The organism is Polynucleobacter sp. MG-Unter2-18 (assembly GCF_018687675.1).
GTDB lineage: Bacteria > Pseudomonadota > Gammaproteobacteria > Burkholderiales > Burkholderiaceae > Polynucleobacter.
The window spans coordinates 1224437-1244187 of record NZ_CP061302.1 but is presented as its reverse complement, the minus strand read 5'-3'; the positions used below and the strand labels follow the sequence as shown (position 1 = coordinate 1244187).

At 46.5% G+C, this 19751-nt stretch carries 20 protein-coding genes; 15 read left to right on the top strand and 5 right to left on the bottom strand.

Features of this window, described 5'->3' with window-relative positions; all coding sequences use genetic code 11:
* On the bottom strand, positions 1–2289 hold the full coding sequence (locus tag C2759_RS06570) for a cation-translocating P-type ATPase (protein WP_215354025.1): 2289 nt from the start codon (positions 2287–2289) through the stop codon (positions 1–3).
* Positions 2290–2362: 73 nt separating this feature from the next.
* Between C2759_RS06570 and C2759_RS06565 the strand changes: the two genes are divergently transcribed.
* From C2759_RS06565 to C2759_RS06510, 12 genes are all read left to right on the top strand, one after another.
* Positions 2363–2557, top strand: coding sequence for a heavy-metal-associated domain-containing protein (locus C2759_RS06565; RefSeq protein WP_215354023.1), 195 nt, complete (start codon positions 2363–2365; stop codon positions 2555–2557).
* A gap of 133 nt (positions 2558–2690) precedes the next feature.
* On the top strand, positions 2691–3779 hold the full coding sequence (gene apbC, locus C2759_RS06560) for an iron-sulfur cluster carrier protein ApbC (protein ID WP_215354021.1): 1089 nt from the start codon (positions 2691–2693) through the stop codon (positions 3777–3779).
* A 24-nt stretch (positions 3780–3803) separates the two neighbouring features.
* Positions 3804–4325: a DUF3305 domain-containing protein gene (locus tag C2759_RS06555; RefSeq protein ID WP_251366930.1), complete on the top strand. Its 522-nt coding sequence runs from the start codon at positions 3804–3806 to the stop codon at positions 4323–4325.
* Positions 4325–4885: a DUF3306 domain-containing protein gene (locus C2759_RS06550; RefSeq protein WP_215354018.1), complete on the top strand. Its 561-nt coding sequence runs from the start codon at positions 4325–4327 to the stop codon at positions 4883–4885. Before C2759_RS06555 ends, C2759_RS06550 begins: the two co-directional genes overlap by 1 nt.
* Positions 4886–4895: 10 nt before the next feature.
* A complete protein-coding gene (locus C2759_RS06545) occupies positions 4896–6986 on the top strand; it encodes a 4Fe-4S dicluster domain-containing protein (protein WP_215354016.1) in 2091 nt (696 codons plus the stop codon).
* Positions 6983–7627: a molecular chaperone gene (locus tag C2759_RS06540; protein WP_215354014.1), complete on the top strand. Its 645-nt coding sequence runs from the start codon at positions 6983–6985 to the stop codon at positions 7625–7627. The genes C2759_RS06545 and C2759_RS06540 overlap by 4 nt, the downstream gene beginning before the upstream one ends.
* A gap of 133 nt (positions 7628–7760) precedes the next feature.
* Positions 7761–7982, top strand: coding sequence for a formate dehydrogenase (locus C2759_RS06535; RefSeq protein WP_215354012.1), 222 nt, complete (start codon positions 7761–7763; stop codon positions 7980–7982).
* A 61-nt stretch (positions 7983–8043) separates the two neighbouring features.
* Positions 8044–11028 carry a formate dehydrogenase subunit alpha gene (locus tag C2759_RS06530; RefSeq protein ID WP_215354010.1) on the top strand — a complete coding sequence of 995 codons (2985 nt, stop codon included), beginning with the start codon at positions 8044–8046 and terminating at the stop codon, positions 11026–11028.
* 27 nt (positions 11029–11055) lie between these two features.
* On the top strand, positions 11056–11715 hold the full coding sequence (fdh3B, locus tag C2759_RS06525; protein ID WP_215354008.1) for a formate dehydrogenase FDH3 subunit beta: 660 nt from the start codon (positions 11056–11058) through the stop codon (positions 11713–11715).
* A complete protein-coding gene (locus tag C2759_RS06520) occupies positions 11712–11948 on the top strand; it encodes a hypothetical protein (RefSeq protein ID WP_215354007.1) in 237 nt (78 codons plus the stop codon). Before fdh3B ends, C2759_RS06520 begins: the two co-directional genes overlap by 4 nt.
* 47 nt (positions 11949–11995) lie before the next feature.
* The gene (locus C2759_RS06515; protein WP_215354005.1) at positions 11996–13054 is read left to right on the top strand and encodes a formate dehydrogenase subunit gamma; all 1059 of its coding nucleotides are present in this window, start codon (positions 11996–11998) and stop codon (positions 13052–13054) included.
* A 10-nt stretch (positions 13055–13064) separates the two neighbouring features.
* Entirely contained in the window at positions 13065–13355 is a 291-nt protein-coding gene (locus tag C2759_RS06510; protein ID WP_205621263.1) for a hypothetical protein, read from the top strand.
* Here the strand turns inward: C2759_RS06510 and C2759_RS06505 are convergent, their stop codons facing one another.
* Together C2759_RS06505 and C2759_RS06500 are read right to left on the bottom strand one after the other, a co-directional pair.
* Positions 13356–14066 (bottom strand): ATP-binding cassette domain-containing protein, encoded by a 711-nt coding sequence (locus C2759_RS06505; protein WP_215354003.1) that lies wholly within the window; start codon positions 14064–14066, stop codon positions 13356–13358. It lies immediately after the preceding gene.
* Positions 14059–14754 carry an ABC transporter permease gene (locus C2759_RS06500; protein ID WP_215354001.1) on the bottom strand — a complete coding sequence of 232 codons (696 nt, stop codon included), beginning with the start codon at positions 14752–14754 and terminating at the stop codon, positions 14059–14061. Before C2759_RS06500 ends, C2759_RS06505 begins: the two co-directional genes overlap by 8 nt.
* Before the next feature lie 21 nt (positions 14755–14775).
* On the opposite strand from C2759_RS06500, the gene C2759_RS06495 reads away from it, so the two are divergent.
* From C2759_RS06495 to cls, 3 genes are read left to right on the top strand one after another with little or no spacing between them, the layout of a single operon-like run.
* Positions 14776–15021, top strand: coding sequence for a hypothetical protein (locus C2759_RS06495; RefSeq protein ID WP_215353999.1), 246 nt, complete (start codon positions 14776–14778; stop codon positions 15019–15021).
* The gene (locus C2759_RS06490) at positions 15021–15773 is read left to right on the top strand and encodes an endonuclease/exonuclease/phosphatase family protein (protein WP_215353997.1); all 753 of its coding nucleotides are present in this window, start codon (positions 15021–15023) and stop codon (positions 15771–15773) included. The genes C2759_RS06495 and C2759_RS06490 overlap by 1 nt, the downstream gene beginning before the upstream one ends.
* Positions 15770–17245: a cardiolipin synthase gene (gene cls, locus C2759_RS06485; protein WP_215353996.1), complete on the top strand. Its 1476-nt coding sequence runs from the start codon at positions 15770–15772 to the stop codon at positions 17243–17245. The genes C2759_RS06490 and cls overlap by 4 nt, the downstream gene beginning before the upstream one ends.
* Here cls and C2759_RS06480 read toward each other — a convergent pair.
* Positions 17242–18426, bottom strand: a complete 1185-nt coding sequence (locus C2759_RS06480; protein WP_215353994.1) for a CaiB/BaiF CoA-transferase family protein — start codon at positions 18424–18426, stop codon at positions 17242–17244. The genes cls and C2759_RS06480 overlap by 4 nt on opposite strands.
* Positions 18427–18472: 46 nt before the next feature.
* The gene (locus C2759_RS06475) at positions 18473–19642 is read right to left on the bottom strand and encodes an acyl-CoA dehydrogenase family protein (RefSeq protein WP_215353992.1); all 1170 of its coding nucleotides are present in this window, start codon (positions 19640–19642) and stop codon (positions 18473–18475) included.
* Positions 19643–19751 lie beyond the last annotated feature (109 nt).

The window sequence follows — 19751 nt, the reverse complement described above, 5'->3', positions numbered from 1 at the left end:
CTATCGATTTTTTGGGCGCCAGCGCTTTAAGAGGAGGGCATTACTCAATACGCAAAAACTGGAGAGCGCCATTGCACTGCCAGCTAGCATGGGCGATAAATAACCTAGTGCTGCCATCGGTATGCCAACGGTATTAAATGCAAATGCCCAAAATAAATTTTGAGCAATTTTGTTCCAGGTTCTTTTAGAGATATCAATTGCATCAGCCACCAAAGTAGGGTCGCCGCGCATTAAGGTGATTCCAGCGGCTTGCATCGCCACATCAGTCCCAGTAGACATCGCCATACCCACATCTGCCATCGCCAATGCCGGCGCATCATTGACGCCATCACCGATCATCGCGACATATTGCTTTTGAAGCAAGGGTGGGTTTTGTAATCGATGGATGTTTTGCGCTTTATCGCTCGGCATAATTTGTGCAAAGACTTCATCAATACCAATCATTTTTCCTACACGAGTAGCAGCAGATAAATTATCACCAGATAACATCACCGTCCGAATATGCAACGCATGCAATGCATCAACTGCTAATTTTGCATTGGGTTTCAGTTCATCCCCAAAGGCAATCACGGCTATTGGAGTTGGCGCTTCCCCATCTTTGCTAGCAGAATCCATCAATACAGAAACAGTTTGACCTTGTTCAAAACAAGCCTGTGCTTTTTGTAAAACGAGATCATGCTGACTGCTGCCCTTGAGGGAGGCCACGCTCTGCAAACGCAGTGTTTTTCCTGCAAAAGGACCGCTACTTGGAATACCTTCAATTCCAATACCAGGCAAGCCCTTGCTAAATGCGGTGGCAATCGGAGCGATCCCTTTTTCCTTGGAAGAGACTAGCAGTGCTTTAGCTAAAGGATGTTCACTTCCCAACTGCAAGCCTGCAGCAGTGGCGAGGATCTGATCAGTATCGCTAAGTGATGAATCAAAAGGTAGTAGGGCGAGCATGCGCGGCTTACCCATTGTTAATGTGCCAGTTTTATCAAAGGCAACGATATTGAGCTTATGAGCCAGCTCTAATACTTGTGGGTCTTTAATCAAAATGCCAAAGCGTGCGGCTATACCCGTACCTGCCATGATTGCAGCCGGAGTAGCTAAGCCAAGCGCGCAAGGACAGGCGATCACCAAGACCGATACGGCGCGTAAGATGGCAATGGAGATGGAGTCTAAGTAAAGCCAGTTGCCTAGGCCCGTCAAGAGCGCAAGCACAATGACGGTCGGTACAAATATCGCGCTCACCTGATCAACCAATTTTTGAATCGGCGCTTTTTGTGTTTGCGCTTCCTCTACTAAGTTAATAATTTGTGAGAGTACGCTTTCAACACCAACAGCTTTAGCCATCACTATTAGCACGCCTTCACCATTTAAGGCGCCACCAATCACTGTTGACTCGATTGATTTCTTAACAGGCTCGCTTTCGCCGGTGAGCAGGGATTCATCAACGTGGCTTGCACCAAAAATAATGACACCATCTACCGGAATACGTTCACCGGGAAGAATGAAAACTTTATCGCCAGGCAGCACTTGTTCTAAAGGTAAGTCGCGATAGTGGTCGGCGCCGATCGCCTTATTGCCCTGCAGATCAACATTGGTGTTTAAAACTTTGGCATGCTCTGGCCAGAGCTGTTGCAGGGCGCGAATCGCTTCACTGGTTTGTTGCTTGGCGCGTGCCTCTAGCCATTTACCTAATAAAACCATGCAGATGATGACTGCTGATCCTTCGAAGTAAAGTTCATGTGCGTGGCTTGAAGTGAGCAATATATAGAGACTGAGTCCATAAGCAGCGCTCGTCCCTAAGGCAACGAGCAGGTCCATATTGCCCGCACCAGCCATGACTGATTTATAGCCCGCTACATAGAAGCGCCATCCTAAAATGAACTGGACTGGTGTGGCTAAGGCAAGTTGCCACCATCCTGATAAGGACCAATGAATTCCAAAAGGCATGAACAGCATTGGTAAGAAGAGGGGGGCAGATAGCGCAAAACTCAGAATCACTCGACCTAAGCCGTCGGCAGCCCAAAAAGACTTGCCAATTTTCTGATCTCGATTGCCTCTAGCAGAGCTTTCTTTAGCTTCGTAGCCTGTCTTTTGAACTAGCGCAATGATCTCCGCCAAGCTGGACGAACCCCGTTGAGTGCGAATTCTTGCTTGCTCGGTAGCTAAATTGACGCTAGCCGCCTCTAGCCCTGGAATCTTGCCTAGAGCCTTTTCTACCCGACCGACGCAGGAGGCACAGGTCATGCCACCAATGTCGAGGGTATAAAACTCTGAATTAGACGATTCTGTAGGGCTCATGTAGAAGATAATCTACTGCAAGGCGAAAAAAAGCCATTAGCAACTGTATTTTGACCGTTTTGAAGGAGAAGCTATGTTTACGCTTAAGGTTTCAGGGATGACTTGTGGTGGTTGCATCAACGCAGTCACTCGGGCTGTACAGGCCCAAGATCCCCAAGCGCAGGTCCAGGTGGACTTGGCGACGCAACTGGTCACGCTAGAAACCAGTCTTTCTCCGGAGTTAACCTCTGGGCTGATAACGGAGGCTGGATTTCCAGTTTCACATTAGCCCTTAATTTCGGCTTTAGCAATTTTTTGCATGTGCGGTTAACCTACGCACTATTTGATTTTTCATCATCAGGCTTAATAAAAGAGGTAGAGCCGGCTTTTAAAAAGCCCGCCCTTCTAAATAGGAGAAAGTTTTGTCGCTTACTGTAGAGACTGTGCAAGCAGCACTAAAGGGTCTGATTGACCCAAATACCCAAATTGATTTTGTAACATCTAAGAGCGTTAAAAATTTACGCGTTGATGGCGGTGATATTAGTTTGGATATTGTTTTAGGCTATCCAGCAAAAAGTCAATTTGATGCTATTCGCAAATCGGTGATTGCCGTTCTCCGTGAATTACCTGATGTTAAGAATGTCAGCGTGAATGTAAGTAGTCAAATCGTTGCGCATTCTGTTCAGCGGGGCGTCAAACTATTGCCTAATGTAAAAAATATTATTGCTGTAGCTAGCGGTAAGGGTGGGGTTGGCAAGTCAACTACCGCCGTTAATCTTGCTTTAGCTCTAGCCGCTGAAGGTGCGCAAGTCGGTATGTTGGATGCAGATATCTACGGACCGAGCCAGCCAATGATGTTGGGTATTACCGGCAGACCAGAATCCATTGAAGAGAACACCATGGAGCCCATGGTAGGACACGGCCTCCAAGCCAGTTCGATTGGTTTTTTGATTGATAACGATGCTCCTATGGTTTGGCGTGGCCCCATGGTGACCTCGGCCTTAGAACAACTGCTGCGTCAAACCCGTTGGCGTGATCTCGACTATTTAATTGTGGATATGCCCCCTGGTACCGGCGATATTCAATTAACACTTGCTCAAAAGGTGCCTGTTACAGGTGCGGTAATTGTGACTACGCCTCAAGACATTGCTTTGCTAGATGCGCGTAAAGGTCTAAAGATGTTTGACAAGGTTGGCGTACCCATTGTGGGCATCATCGAAAATATGAGTACGTATATTTGTCCAAGTTGCGGTCATGAAGAGCATGTGTTCGGTACTGGCGGTGGCCAAAAGATGTGCCAAGAATATGGCGCAGACTTTTTGGGTTCATTGCCTCTGAACTTATCAATACGCGAGCAGGCAGATGCGGGTCGTCCAACCGTAGTGGCAGATCCCGATGGCGCTATTAGTGAAATTTATAAAACGATTGCAAGACGAGTTGCCATCAAAGTAGCAGCACTATCTAAAGATATGAGTAATAAATTTCCAAACATTGTGGTTCAGAACACCTAAGGCCTTATGCGTTTTGCTGTGATCATGCGTAAGCAGTTTATTGATAACCCGTGGATTACCTATCGGTGGGCGCCGCACGAGGTATTGCCAGATTTTGGGCAATTTAACAGCACATCGATAGCAGGTAATAAGATCTCTGGACAGTTCATCGGGCGCGATGAGCAGAGTGAGTCGTGGTTGTTTACTGGATTCGACTTGAATCTTTTCCCAGATGAGGCTGAAGGCTATTACCTCAACTTATCAGCAACCCTTCCCGCTTGGTTTGTGATGTGGCGTCTAGAGGAGGATGTTGAGAGATACATAGACGCAAAGTCTATTGACTTGGCTAAATCAGAGCCTACGTTTGCCATTCCTCATCGGATCAGCGTAAGCTACAACGAAGCAGGGCGTCTATTAGATGGTGGCGAGTCGGTTGATAGCGTACTGTTGTCTACAGAGCATGCTTCTTGGTTGCAAGAGTATGTCAATGAACACTACCGTCCTGAACCAAAAAAACGTCATCGTCCTGAATCATTCAAGGGTGCAAACCGCCCAGCGGAGGATTGATGGCTGATGGTTTTTTAAGTCGATGGTCGCGTCGTAAGTTAGGTGAGGATATTGAGCCTGAGAAAAAATCAGGCGAGCTCGCTGAGCAAAAATTAGCTGTCAGCTCTGAGGCTAAACAGCAATCAACCGAGATCGAAGATGCTCTGCCACCTGTTTCCTTAGATGATGTTGAGAAGATGGATCGCTTTGCACCAGATTTCTCAGCCTTTATGCAGCCTGGAGTTGATCCGGTAGTTCAGCAAGCGGCAATGAAGAAGATGTTTTCAGACCCGCACTTCAACATCATGGACGGTTTGGATATTTATATCGATGATTATTCAAAGCCAGACCCGATTCCTTTGGAGATGCTCAAGCGTATGGTTCAGTCCGACATGCTGAACATTTTCCGTAAGGATGATGATGGTGAGCCTGAGACTGCTAGCGTTGTCAGTATCGATAATCCGGAATCTAAAGATCCAACTTTGCCCGCTCCCGACCGGACTGATTTAACATCCACACCAACATCTATTCAGGAAGTGGGAAATCAAGCCCCCTTATCCGTGGATAAAAAAACCAGTTAAGAAGAAATCCATGAGTCAAAAATTAGTCTGTAATTGCAACGGAACCATGCCTCTAGATGCAAAGGCACTGGGCGTACCGATTCATACCTCTTTGTGCAGGCAAGAAGTGGGCATCGCTATTCAGGCAATGAATGGCAATGACTCACTCGTGATCGCTTGTACTCAAGAGGGCGCGTTATTTAACGAGCTGGCAGAACAATCCGAGAAGCCATTGATAGCGCCTTTGCGGTTTGTCAATATTCGTGAGGTTGCTGGATGGACTCAAGAGGCTAAACATTCTGGACCCAAGATTGCGGCTTTACTTGCCTTGGCGGATATGCCACAAGCCGAGCCCGTACCAGTAGTGAATTACGAAAGTCAGGGGCGTTTACTCATTGTTGGGCCCGGAGATCAAGCTTTACCTTGGGCTGAAAAATTGAGCGACTCTCTTGATGTCTCAGTGCTATGTACCGAGCCAGGAGCATTGCCGATCGCCAGAAATTTCCCGACCTATACGGGTGAGGTGACTAAGTTAGATGGTTATCTTGGTCACTTTACGGTCGACTGGAATTTACAAAACCCCATTGATCCAGAGATGTGTACTCGCTGTGGCGCTTGTGTTGAAGTCTGCCCAGAAGGTGCGATTGATGACTCTTTCCAAATTGACCTAAACAAATGTAAGTCTCACCGTGATTGCATCACAGCCTGTGCTGGTATTGGGGCAATTAATTTTGATCGCGTTGAGCGTCAGCGTAGCTCTGAATTTGACTTAATTATGGATCTGCGCGCTAACCCTCAGCTGCGTATGAGTCAAACTCCGCAAGGCTACTTTGCCCCAGGCCAGGATCCATTTGAGCAATCTCTGGTGGCAAATCAATTGCTCGGATTAATTGGTGAGTTTGAGAAGCCTAAATACTTTGTTTATAACGAGAAAGTTTGCGCCCATGGTCGCAACGGCAAAGTAGGGTGCAATGCCTGTATCGATGTCTGCTCCACCGGCGCTATTTCTTCTTTGTTCAAGAACGGACAAGGTACAGTTGATGTCAATCCGAATCTTTGTATGGGTTGCGGTGCTTGCTCGACAGTTTGTCCATCCGGTGCAATGCGCTACAACTATCCCAGTGTGCCGCATCAGGGTAAAGAAATTAAAACGCTGGCTACGGTATTTACTGTCGAGAGTGCTAAAGCTAAGAAATCTTCTGCTCCAACTCTGTTACTCCATACACTCAAGGCGGGAACTCAGGTCTTAGATTCTCTCGGACGAGCTGCGCATCTCAGACCAAAACAATTTGAAAGCTTGCCATCCTATGTGTTGCCCTACGGGATTGAGCATATAGCTTCTACTGGTTTGGATTTATGGCTCGGTGCGCTCAGCTATGGTTTTGGTGAAGTAGTGTTGTTGCTAACGGGCGATGAAGACCCGAGCTATCGCGCTGCCCTAGAAACTCAAATTGAGTTGGGTAACGCCATTTTGGCTGCTTACGGATTTGATGCCAGATTGTCGCAAATACAGCTGGAATCCACCTCCGATCTTCAGCCAGCTTCGCAGGTAATGAGCAAGCTTCGCCAGCGTGGCGCTTTATCGGCTATCTGTTCTCCCGCTAGCTTTGGTTTATACAATCAAAAGCGAGAAACAATTGAAACGGTCTTGGAGCATTTGCAAAAGCAAGCAAAAGTACCGTTACCAATAGAGGGAGCAGTTTTGCCCAAGTCGTCTTTCTTGGGTGGTTTAAAAATTAACCAGGATGCTTGCACGCTATGCATGTCCTGTGTAGGTAGCTGTCCTGAAGGCGCTTTGCTTGATAACTTAGACGAGCCCAAACTTTCCTTTATTGAAAAGCAGTGCGTCCAATGCGGCATTTGTGTTCAAACTTGCCCTGAGCAGGCTTTGGCTTTGACCCCTCGTTTGCAGACGGTGGAACAGCGCAAGCAAAAGGTAGAACTCAACGAGACCAAGCCTTTTCATTGCATCGGCTGTGGAAAAGTATTTGGTACAGCAAAAATGGTTGATTTGATGCTGATGAAGCTGGGCGCTCACAGTGCCTTTGCTGGAGAGGCTTTAGAAAGACTCAAAATGTGTAGTGATTGTCGTGTTGTCGATATGGTGAAAAAAGAAACATGAGTGAACAGATAAAAGAAAGCTCCGTAACCGAAGTGGGTGATGTGGGCTTGCCGGAAGATTTGGCTAGAGCGGATTTGTACGGCTTGATTGCAAGACTCTTTCATGAGGCGCCCGATCAAGAGTTGTTGGATCAAATCGTGTCTTCCATTCCAGAGGGGCAGGAGGCTCAGTCTGAAGACGCCCCTTTAGCCAGGGTTTGGCAGAATTTGGTTGAAGTGGCTAAAGCTAACCCCGCGAAAGCCTGGCAGGATGAGTTTGATCAGAATTTCATCAGCGTTGGACGGCCCATCATTATTCTGAATGGTTCTTTTTATATGGCCGGTTATTTAAACGAGAGGCCGTTGGTAGAAATCCGCCGCGCTTTACATGCTTTTGGCTTGGAATCTGCCGAGGAGATCTCTGAGACTGAGGATCATATCTCTGCACTCTGCGAAGTGATGCGCTATCTAATTGCAGGTGATGACGTAGAGATCTCCAACCTTACAAATCAAAGGGTCTTTTTTAATGACCATATTCGACCATGGCATGACGATTTATTCGATGCAATCGATAACGTTCCCGAGATGCGTCTGTATCACTCTGTAGCCTCCCTGGCCAGAGAGTTCCTCGCTATTGAGGGCCAAGGTTTTGACATGATTTAATGTTGCATTGCATCAAAAAGTGGGGTTAGTGTTTACCCCTCTTTTTTATAAATTTTATGTCGCTAATATGTCAAAAATGCAATTACCAATTACACTTGACGAATATCAAATAAGAACTAAATAGGAGCATCAGATGAGCGCCAAATCTACATCCGTAGCAAACGAAGAAAACAAGCCTTCCCGTAGGAAGTTCTTCATCGGGGCGGGTGCCACTGTTGGTGCCGTAGCCATAGCCTCACAAACGCCGATTGGCAAAGCAGTGATTCAAGAAATTGGCAGCACAGTGCAGGGTAAAGATGATGGCTATCAACTTACAGCGCACATTCGTAAGTATTACGAAACCACCATGCTTTAAACCATTTGTTGATTTAGTCAATTCTAAATAGTTAATTAAAAATATTACTCAGGGACAAGATATGAGTCTGACTCGCAAATCCACTACATCACAAAGCAGCCGCGCTACGCCTGCGTCTCGCCTCATTGGTAGCCTTTCTCGCGGACTTCAGTCTGCGGTGCCAACCATGGATCGTCGAACCTTTTTGAAACGCTCTGGCGTTGGTGTAGGTGCAGGTATTGCAGCTAGCCAACTCAGCTTTGTTCAAAAAGCGGTTGCTGAGCCAAATAGAGCGATGTTAGATGGCAAGGGCAAGATTGAAGTGAAGAGAACAGTTTGTTCCCACTGCTCAGTAGGTTGCTCAACTGACGCTACTGTTGAGAACGGCGTTTGGGTTCGCCAAGATTCCAATTTTGATTCCCCAATCAATATGGGTGCTTACTGCGCCAAGGGTGCCTCACTACGTGAGCATGGTCACGGTGAATTCCGTCTCCGTTACCCAATGAAGCTCGTTGATGGCAAATACCAAAAGATTTCTTGGGATCAGGCTTTAACTGAAATCACTGCGCAGATGAAAGATCTCCGCACAAAATACAGTCCTGATTCACTTTTCTTTATCGGCTCTTCCAAGCACAGCAATGAGCAAGCCTATTTGTTGCGTAAGTGGGTTTCCTTCTTTGGAACGAACAATACAGACCACCAAGCACGTATTTGTCACTCAACCACAGTTGCCGGTGTTGCAAACACCTGGGGCTATGGTGCAATGACCAATAGCTACAACGACATGATGAACTCCAAGGCTGCCATGTACATTGGCTCCAATGCAGCAGAGGCTCATCCAGTATCGATGTTGAGCTTGCTCAATGCAAAGGAAAACGGCTGTAAGGTTGTTGTAGTTGATCCACGCTACACAAGAACAGCTGCCAAGTCCGATCAATATGTTCGCATTCGTTCAGGTACAGATATTCCGTTCTTGTTCGGCGTTCTGTATCACATCTTCAACAATGGCTGGGAAGATAAGAAATATATCAACGACCGTGTATACGGCATGGATGAGATCCGCAAAGAAGTGATGGAAAAGTGGTCTCCTAAGAACGTTGAAGAAGCTTGTGGTGTTCCTGAGGCCGAAGTTTATAAAGTGGCTGAGACATTAGCAAAGAATCGTCCAAGTACAGTTGTTTGGTGTATGGGTCAAACTCAGCACACCATCGGTAATGCCATGGTGCGTGCCTCCTGTATTTTGCAGTTGGCATTAGGTAACGTTGGTAAGTCTGGTGGCGGAACAAATATTTTCCGTGGTCACTGTAACGTTCAAGGCGCTACAGACGTAGGTCCTAACCCAGATTCTTTACCTGGCTACTATGGTCTGGCAGCGGGTTCATGGAAACATTTCGCCACTGTTTGGGATGTTGACTACGAGTGGATTAAAGGTCGCTACGCACCAGACATGATGGAGAAATCAGGTACTACCGTTTCTCGTTGGGTTGATGCTGTGCTAGAGAAGAATGACATGATTGACCAGCAAACAGCCGTTAAAGGTTTGTTCTTCTGGGGTCATGCAGCAAACTCTCAAACTCGCGGCTTAGATATGAAGCGCGCGATGGACAAATTAGATCTGCTCGTTGTAGTTGATCCATACCCAACAGCAGTAGCTGCAATGGCGGCAATGCCTCCTGCAGAAGGTAACTCAGTTAACAAGAACCGTAATGTATACCTCTTGCCAGCTACAACCCAATTTGAAACTTGTGGATCAGCAACTGCATCGAACCGTTCAGTTCAGTGGCGCGAGAAAGTTATCGATCCATTGTTCGAATCTGTACCTGACCACGTCATCATGCAGGCCTTTGCTGATCGTCTTGGTTTTGGTCAAGAGCTTTCCAAGAATTTCAAGATGCAAAGCTCCAAGTTTGCTGGTAAGCAATGGAAAGAGCCGCTGATTGAAGACATCCTCAGAGAAATTAATCGCTCTGTTTGGACGATTGGTTATACCGGTCAAACCCCTGAGCGTATTAAAGCGCACATGAGAATGGCGGGATCCTTTGATCCTAAGACGCTGAAGTCCAGAGGTGGTGTAGATCCAGTCTCAGGCTATGACACAACTGGTGATTACTATTGCTTGCCTTGGCCCTGCTATGGTACTGCAGCGATCAAGCACCCAGGCTCACCAAATCTCTATGACACAAGTAAGTCTGTGATGGAGGGTGGTGGTAACTTCCGCGCGAACTTTGGCGTTGAGAAGGATGGCAAAACTTTGTTGGCTGAAGATGGTTCTTACTCTAAGGGCTCTGCCATCAAGACGGGTTATCCAGAGTTTGACCATGTGTTGGTGAAGAAACTCGGTTGGTGGAATCAGTTAACTGAAGATGAGCAAAAAGCTGCTGAAGGTAAGAACTGGAAGACAGACTTATCAGGTGGTATTCAGCGCGTTGTCATGAAAAACGGTTGCCATCCATTTGGTAACGCTAAAGCGCGTGCTGTAGTTTGGAACTTCCCTGATCCGATTCCAGTCCACCGCGAGGCTTTGTATAGCACTAACGAGCCAATGATGCGTAAATATCCAACATCTGCGGATAAGAAGAATTTCTGGCGCTTGCCAACTCTGTACAAAACGCTGCAAGATAAAAACTTGAGCGATAAGTTGTACGAGAAATTCCCAATCATCCTGACCTCAGGTCGTTTGGTTGAGTATGAGGGTGGTGGTGAGGAGACTCGCTCTAATCCATGGTTGGCAGAGTTGCAGCAAGAGAACTTTGTTGAGATTAATCCAAAAGCTGCACAATCTCGCGGTATTAAGAACTGGGACTATGTCTGGGTTAAATCACCAACAGGCGCCAAGATCAAAGTTCGTGCGATGGTTACTGAGCGCGTAGATCAAGGAACTGCTTTTGTACCGTTCCACTTCTCTGGTTGGTGGCAGGGTAATGACTTGCGCAAATACTATCCAGAAGGTGCTGCGCCAATCATTCTCGGTGAATCGGTTAACACTGCAACTACTTACGGGTATGACCAGGTGACAATGATGCAAGAGACCAAAACCACCATGTGCCAAATCGAAAAATTTGCCTAAGTTAAAAAATAAAGTCAGGAGAACACAATGGCAAGAATGAAATTTATTTGTGATACAGAGCGTTGTATTGAGTGCAATGGTTGTGTCACCGCTTGTAAGAACGATAACGAAGTACCTTGGGGTGTTAATCGCCGTCGCGTAGTAACGGTAAACGACGGCATTATCGGTAAAGAAAAGTCAATCTCAGTAGCATGTATGCACTGCTCTGACGCACCTTGTATGGCTGTTTGCCCAGTCGACTGTTTCTACCGTACCGATGAAGGTGTTGTTTTGCATGACAAAGACATCTGTATCGGTTGTGGTTACTGCTCCTTTGCCTGCCCATTCGGTGCACCACAGTTCTTGAGTTCAGGCGCCTTTGGTGTCCGTAGCAAGATGGACAAGTGCACCTTCTGCAGCGGCGGTCCTGAAGCTAATGGAAGCGTTGCTGAATTTGAGAAGTACGGTCGTAATCGTTTGGCAGAAGGTAAATTACCTTTGTGCGCAGAGATGTGCTCAACCAAGGCATTAATTGGTGGTGATAGCGAAGTGATCTCTTCTATTTACGCCAAGCGTGTATCTGTACGCGAAGCAAATGGTAAGTATCCAAGTAAAGAAATTTTTGGTTGGTCTACTGCTTACGGCCCAATGGATTCTCCAGCGCCAAAACCAACGCCTGCTGCCAAAATCCCAGGAGCCAAATCATGAGATTTAATCTGAAGACAATTGGTTTATGTCTCGTTGCAGGCACCATGTTGGCTGCTTGCTCCGAGCCTCCTGAGATTGCGGCTAAAGCTGCAAAGCGTCCAGACGTTGCGCCTTACATGGGAGCTGATAACGGCTTCATGACTAAGGGTTGGACGCCAAAGGATGAAAAAAGTTGGACAGAGTCGGTAGATAAGCGCAATCAGAATCAGACTGAGTACTCACGCTTTAAGTGATCAGTTAAACAACAATAAATAAAACGAAAACGTTTAAGGATATTTGTATGAATCGATCATTCTCTAGTGTTAGTCGCTCCTGGGTACTAGCCCTTGGCGTATCGCTAAGTTTGCTTAGCGGTGTAGCTATGGCAGAGCGTGCTCCAATGCCGCCTCTACCATCTCCAAGTGGAATTGACTTCCCTAAGAACCTCGGTGCTATCTCTGATGGTACCCAGGCTCAATCACAGCCTGCGAATTCTCCTCAGGTCGGCGAGAAATTTCTTTGGAATTCTGCTAACAGCGACCCTTACAACTTTGTCAGCATCCCTGATAAAGAGGCAAGCGTATTAATTCAACGTGCCGGTGAGCAATGGCGCGTTATCCGTAATGGTGTAATCACTGTTTACGGTGCTTGGCTGCTAGCCATTGCTTTCTTTGGTATCTCTGCTCTCTTTATTATTAAAGGCCCAATCAAGCTGCATGCTCCGCTTTCCGGTCAAAAGATTAAGCGGTTTAATGGCTTTGAGCGTTTTACTCATTGGGTAATGGCAGCCAGTTTTATTGGACTTGCTGTTACTGGTAGCTTGATTTTGTGGGGTAAGTATTTTGCAATGCCTTTAATGGGCGGCGTTGCTTATGGCACATTCCTCAATATCTGCAAAAATATTCACAATTACTCTGGCCCATTATTTACACTGAGCGTAGTAATTTTCTTCTTGTTATTTGCTACGAGAAATATCCCTGGGCAAGGCGATCTTACTTGGATAAAGTCGTTTGGCGGAATGTTTGGTGGTAAGCATCCTCCTGCCGGCTTCTTCAACTTTGGAGAAAAAATTTGGTTCTGGTTTGGTATGACTTTCTTAGGCTTGGTCATCTCAGGATCTGGTTTTGTACTAGACATGATTGTCCCTTTCATGGAAGTTCAATACATCCGTGGAACCATGCAGTTGGCTAACATCATTCATAGTTCAGCATCTATCCTCATGACTGCAATGGCCATGGGCCACATGTATATCGGATCTATCGGTATGCAAGGCTCATCAGATGGCATGATGACCGGCTACGTTGATGCAACCTGGGCTAAAGAGCACCATGAGCTCTGGTATGACAAAGTTAATAAATAAGGACATGGCCATGAAAAAACTCATTGCTTTTATGATCTGTACATTTGCAACAGCTTCAGCGTTTGCTACTCTGCCGCCGCTCACTCCAGAAGCCAAAGCGGCTGATGATCTAGCGAAGGCTAAAACAGCTTATGCTGGTCGGGTCGGCGCTTTTCAGTTATGCCAAGCAATAAATAAGGTAGCTGATCAATACCGTGTTCCTGGTACTCCGGCGCCTGCAGCTTGTGTAGCTCCGCCTCCATTTGTTGCACCGGGTGCTGCAGCACCAACAGCAGCAGCGCCAGCACCAGCAGCAAAGTAATTAGTCGACGAGCAATTCTTGATGTAAGTAGCGTTTAGCTGCTTGTGTCTGGGGATCGGCAATGAAGGGACCTACGGGTCCCTTTTCTTTTATCTGGCCCTGATCAATGAAAATGATGTACTCCGCGATTCGTTGTACTTGTGCAAGTTGGTGAGATGTGAAGATCACGTCAGAGCCTTGAGACTTAAATTGGCGAATGATTTCTTCAACTTGTTCAGTAGTGTTTGGATCTAAATTGGCAGTAGGTTCATCTAGTAATATCAAGTTCGGTTTTTGCAAAATAGCTCGACCCAAACACAGTTTTTGTCTTTCACCTGCCGAGAGTTTATGAGCGGGACTATTAGCAAGATGACTTAATCCGATCTGCTCCATTACCGTATCAATAGCTAAAGAATGAATTGAAGAGTCTGAGTCTTTCACCATCGATATGTTAGTTCTAGCTGAGGCTTTGATCATCGGCGTGTAATGCAATACTAAGGATGATTTGATGGGGCCACTTGAGTGGGTAACAGTGCCTGAGTCTGGTTTGATTAGGCCGTCAATTAATTTTAGGAAAGTCGTTTTGCCAGCGCCATTGGGGCCAATGCAAGCGCAAATTCGATCGGTAGGAATAACTGCATGAGGAATGTCCAAGATGATGCGCTCATCACGTTTGACGATGACGCCCTCGAACTCAATAAATTGCTGGAATTGTTCCGAATGATTAACCATAGCGTCGCTCCGCAATTTGGCGAACTACAAATGTAAAGAGGTTTGCCAGCAAAACAATACCCAACAAAACAATACCCAAGGCAAGCGCCAATGGGAGATCACCTTTGCTGGTTTCAAGTGCAATTGCTGTTGTCATGGTGCGAGTGGATTTATCAATATTGCCGCCCACAATCATGACAGCGCCAACCTCAGATATGGCTCTAGCCAGCCCCGCTAAAACTGCAATTGTGAGAGAAAATCGGCAATCCCAAACAAGCCATTTCAGGGCGGAAAGCCTAGGTAAGCGAAGTGCCATAAATGAATCCCGATGAATTCTCCAAGAATCTTCTAGGATTTGGCGGCTCAGGGCGGCAATGAGGGGGGTTGTGAGCAGTGTTTGAGCCAGGATCATGCCCTTGGGTGTGAATAGCCATCCCCATACTCCTAATGGCCCTGTTCTAGAGAGTAGCAGGTACACAATGACGCCAATAATCACGGTTGGAACGCCCATGAGGGTGTTTAGGACCAGCGTAATTGTTTGTTTACCCTTAAATTCCTCTGTGGCCAATAGGGCGCCAATGGGTAGCCCCAGAATCGTACCGAGGATTAAAGCGCTTAAGCTGACCTGAAGTGAGATCAGCACAATGCCAATCACCCCAGCATCTAAATGCAAGAGTAGTCTGAAAGCATCCTGAAAGGTCATCAACATGGGCTAGATTCTAGCAAGGGGATGGCAAAATGGCATAAATGCAAACAATTCCTCTTTTCCAAACTCATGGCTGAAGTGATTTGCCTCTGTAACGAGGTTCTTGACGTTGATCTTCGCGAATATCTCGATACTCATTCAATTGACTCGATTGATGACTTACGCGAGCAAGCCTCTATTTGTAATAAGTGCATGCAATGCCAAGAATTAGTTGAGGGTGAAATCTATTTAGCGCGGGTACGACGACAACGTGCTGCAGGACAGTTTTGATGACGCCAGTGCAATTCGGTCGATTCAGCGTCATGACTATGAATGTCCACAAGGGGCTATCTCCCTTGCACAGAAAATCGACTATTTATGAGTTGCGTCAAAAAATGCGTAGCCATCATCCAGATTTGCTATTTCTACAAGAGCTTCAGCAAGAGCATCGTGGGCGGATTAGGAGATTTGGCCAATGGCCACTAACAGAGCTCACCCATTTTTTATCTGAAGACTTTTGGCATGATTGGCATTACGGTAAGAATGTTGAGTATCCAGATGGCCATCATGGCAACGCCATTCTTTCAAAGAGACCATTGCACAAAGGTGAAAACTACGACATTTCGGCCTATCGATTCGAGAGGCGAGGCTTGCTGCATAGCATTACTCGGCTAGAAGGTATTGCAACGCCGATCCATTGTTTTTGTGTGCATTTGGCTTTATTTGAAAGAGGGCGAGAGCGTCAATTAGATGAAATTATTCGTTACATTGATACTCTTGCAGAGGGTGGCCCAACCATTGTGGCGGGCGACTTTAACGATTGGCGTAATCGCGTGAGCGCCCCAATGCGTGCTGCTGGTTTTCAAGAGGTTTTTGAGGTCCTTACGGGCGCCCCTGCAAAAACCTTTCCCAGTGTGAAGCCGATGCTTCCCATGGACCGAATTTATGTACGAGGGTTAAAGATTTATTCGGCAGTAGTGTTGCATGAATGGTTGAAGCTCTCCGATCACCTAGGTATTACTGCTGAACTGGAAATCATATGAGCATATTAAATTTTCTTTTGGGATCTATTTTTGGATTCTCTTTAATTTGGGTTCCCATAGTTCATGCAATCATTGTGATTCTGTTTGGATTTAGATTAATTTCTGTGAGAAGACCAGTCGGTGTTGCGATTGCATGGTTTTTGATTGTGGTCTTGTTTCCGCTCTTAGGTATCAGCCTCTACATCCTGATTGGTGAGCGCCCTGTAGGTCGTAAGCTCACAAGAAAAATTATTCGGATGGATAAGGAATATGCGGCCATCACAGCAGAGATGCGCAATCACTATCAAGCTGATAAGTTGCAGTTACCAATCGAGGGCAGGGCCCTGAGCTTATTAGCCGAATCCAAAAATGGATCTCCGGTGATTGCTGGCAACAAGATAGAGTTATTTACCAGCTCACTAGAAATCTTGCAGCATTTTATTGACGAAATTAATCAGGCAAAAAAATCACTGCATTTAGAGTTCTATATATGGGCATTGGGTGGCGATGCTGATCGCGTTGGTGAGGCCTTAATTGCAGCGGCTAAACGTGGCGTGACTTGTAAAGTGTTATTGGATTCTTTAGGAAGTAAGGACTGGTTTAAATCCAGTTGGCCTAATCGTTTTAGAAGCACCGGCATTCAAGTGACTGAGGCATTACCAATACAAATTGGGCGCTTCCAATTTCGGCGTGCGGATCTCAGATTGCATCGCAAAATATTTGTGATCGATAACACCGTCGTTTGGACTGGCAGTATGAACATGGTCGATCCACGCAGCTTTAAGCAAGACTCTGGTGTGGGTGAGTGGGTAGATGCCATGGTCAGAATAGAAGGCCCGGTTGCATCTCAGTTTGAGCTGACATTCTCTTTTGACTGGAGTGTTGATAACCCTAAGATTACGCATTTCACTAAAGCAGCACCAACTCTAAGTCCGGTCGAGGGACAAGTACTTGCCCAAGAGTTTTCTTCTGGACCGGTATATCGCGATGACATCTTGTATCAGGTGCTGCTCTCCGCCATTATGGATGCCCGCAAAGAGCTCATCATTACCACGCCTTACTTTGGTCCGGATGATGGATTGATTCAGGCGCTGATGGCAGCGGCTGGCCGTGGTGTGAAGGTCACCTTAATTGTGCCTAAATTGAACGATTCGGCACTAGTCGCTTGGAGTAGCCATAGCTTTTATGCTGACCTGATGGGTGCTGGTGTCAATATTGCTGAATTTCATGGTGGCTTGTTGCACACTAAGAGCCTGCTAATAGATAAGCAAGTAGCTATTTTTGGATCAGTGAATTTCGATCAACGCAGCTTGCGTCTTAATTTTGAAATCAGCTTAATTGTCTATAACGATGCGTTTTGCGCCAAACTCGAGACTTTGATTGAGTCCTACTTGGCGCAATCTGATTTAGTTGATCCAGTAATCTGGGCTAAGCGACCGCGTTGGCGTGTTCTGCTAGAGAACGCGGCACACTTAACTTCACCCCTACTTTAAATCGCTCCTTGCTGGCGCATTACTTCAATTTCACTTGCGGCAATGCCAAGCTCAGATAGGATTGCTGCGGTATGTTGACCTACGGCAGGAATGTCATCCATACGGTAATCAAAGCTGCTATTGCTTCCAGGCGGTAACATCGCTGGAATAGGGCCTACGGGTGATCCGACTTGTACCCAGCGTTCGCGAGCTTTGAGTTGATCGTGATTCCATAAACCCTGCATATCATTGAGTCGGGCATTAGCGATTTGGGCTTGATCTAGCTTTGCTATGACTTGCTCGGTAGTGAGTTTGGTAAAGCATGCATCAATGATGGAAAGTAATTCATCACGCTTTTCATTGCGTTTGAAGTTTTTATCAAAGCGTTCATCTTTGGCGAGTGCCTGATTCTCAAGCACCACTTCGCAGAATAAAACCCACTCACGATCGTTTTGTAAGCCCAGCATGATGGTGCCACCATCGCCCGCCTTAAAAGGACCATAGGGATAGATCGTGGCATGGGATGCACCATTGCGAGGAGGGGGTGTTGTACCCTCATAGGCGTAATAGAGTGGATAACTCATCCATTCACCCAAAGACTCGAGCATTGAAACATCGATCGTAGATCCCTTGCCAGTCTTGCCTCGTTGCAATAGTGCTGCGAGTACATTGGTGTACGCATACATGCCTGCAGCAATATCAGCAATGGAGTTGCCTGCTTTACTAGGAGTTTCTGGGGTGCCGGTAACGGATAAGAACCCAGCTTCACTTTGAATCAATAGGTCATAAGCTTTTTTATCGCGATAAGGGCCATTATTTCCATAGCCTGAGATATCGCACAAAATCAAACCCGGATTATCTTTTTGTAAGAGCTCTGCAGTCAACCCCATGCGTGCTGCCGCACCAGGAGCCAAATTTTGTACTAGAACATCGGCTGTTTTGAGAAGCATTTTTAATACTACTAGCGCAGATTCTTGTTTGAGATCTAAGGTCAAGCTTTCTTTTGAGCGATTGACCCAAGTGAAGTGAGAAGACATGCCATTGACGCGCTCATCATAGGCGCGGGCAAAGTCCCCGGCACCGGGTCTCTCCACCTTGATAACGCGCGCACCTAAGTCTGCCAATTGACGCGTGCAAAAAGGAGCAGCAATAGCATGCTCCAAGGAAACTACGGTGATGCCATCCAAAGGACGAATACTCATGTCATTACTTATCTAGAAAACTGAGTCAATTAAAAGATCTACAACATCAGAAGGAGCGTGGCAGACCCAAAATATGCTCTGCAACGTAAGAGTAGATCAAGTTCGTAGAGATGGGTGCAACTTGATAGAGGCGGGTTTCGCGGAATTTACGTTCAACATCATATTCATTAGCAAAACCAAAACCACCATGCGTTTGTAGGCAAACGTTGGCCGCTTCCCACGAGGCTTTTGCAGCCAAGTACTTGGCCATATTGGACTCTGCGCCACAAGCTTGATTGTTGTCGAAAAGTTCGCATGCTTTAAAGCGCATTAGATTAGCAGCCTCGGTCTCAATGAAAGCGTCGGCAATCGGGAACTGAATACCTTGATTCTTGCCAATGGGGCGATCAAATACCACGCGGTCATTAGCATAACGACGTGCTTTATCTACAAACCAATAGGCATCACCAATACACTCGGCTGCAATGAGGACGCGCTCGGCATTGAGGCCATCTAAGATGTACTTAAAACCTTTGCCTTCCTCGCCAATGAGGTTCTCAGCTGGGATCTCTAAGTTATCAAAGAAGACTTCATTAGTTTCATGATTGACCATATTGGCAATCGGCTGAATTGCCATGCCATTGCCAATAGCGTCTTTGAGGTTGACGATAAAGATCGACATACCCTCTGATTTTTTCTTCACCTCTGCCAGGGGGGTGGTACGAGCTAGCAGGATCATCAAATCAGAATGTTGAATGCGAGAGATCCAAACTTTCTGACCATTCACAATGTACTTATCACCTTTTTTGACGGCAGTAGTTTTGAGTTTGGTAGTGTCGGTACCCGTGGTCGGTTCAGTTACCGCCATACTTTGCAGGCGTAATTCACCGGTAGCGATTTTGGGGAGATAGAGTTTCTTCTGTAAGTCGGAGCCATGGCGAAGCAAGGTTCCCATGTTGTACATCTGACCATGACACGAGCCAGCATTGCCGCCGGAAAAATTAATCTCTTCCATGATGACTGAGGCCTCCGCTAAACCCAGGCCAGAGCCGCCGTATTCCTCGGGAATTAATGCTGCCAACCAGCCTGCTTTGGCCATCGCATCCACAAACGCCTCAGGATAGTCGCGCTCGTGATCTACCTTTTGCCAGTAAGCAGAGTCAAAGCTGCCACAGAGGTCGCGCAAAGCTTCTCGCATGTCTTGATATTGGTCTGGCTTAGGGATGGGGTGATTCATATGGCTATCTAAAAGTAAGGAGGGTTAATCAATGTTAAGACCTACAGTTTAAGCAAGAATTCAGAATTACGGGCGAGTGAAAATAGGTGCCACACTCCTGAGCATGACT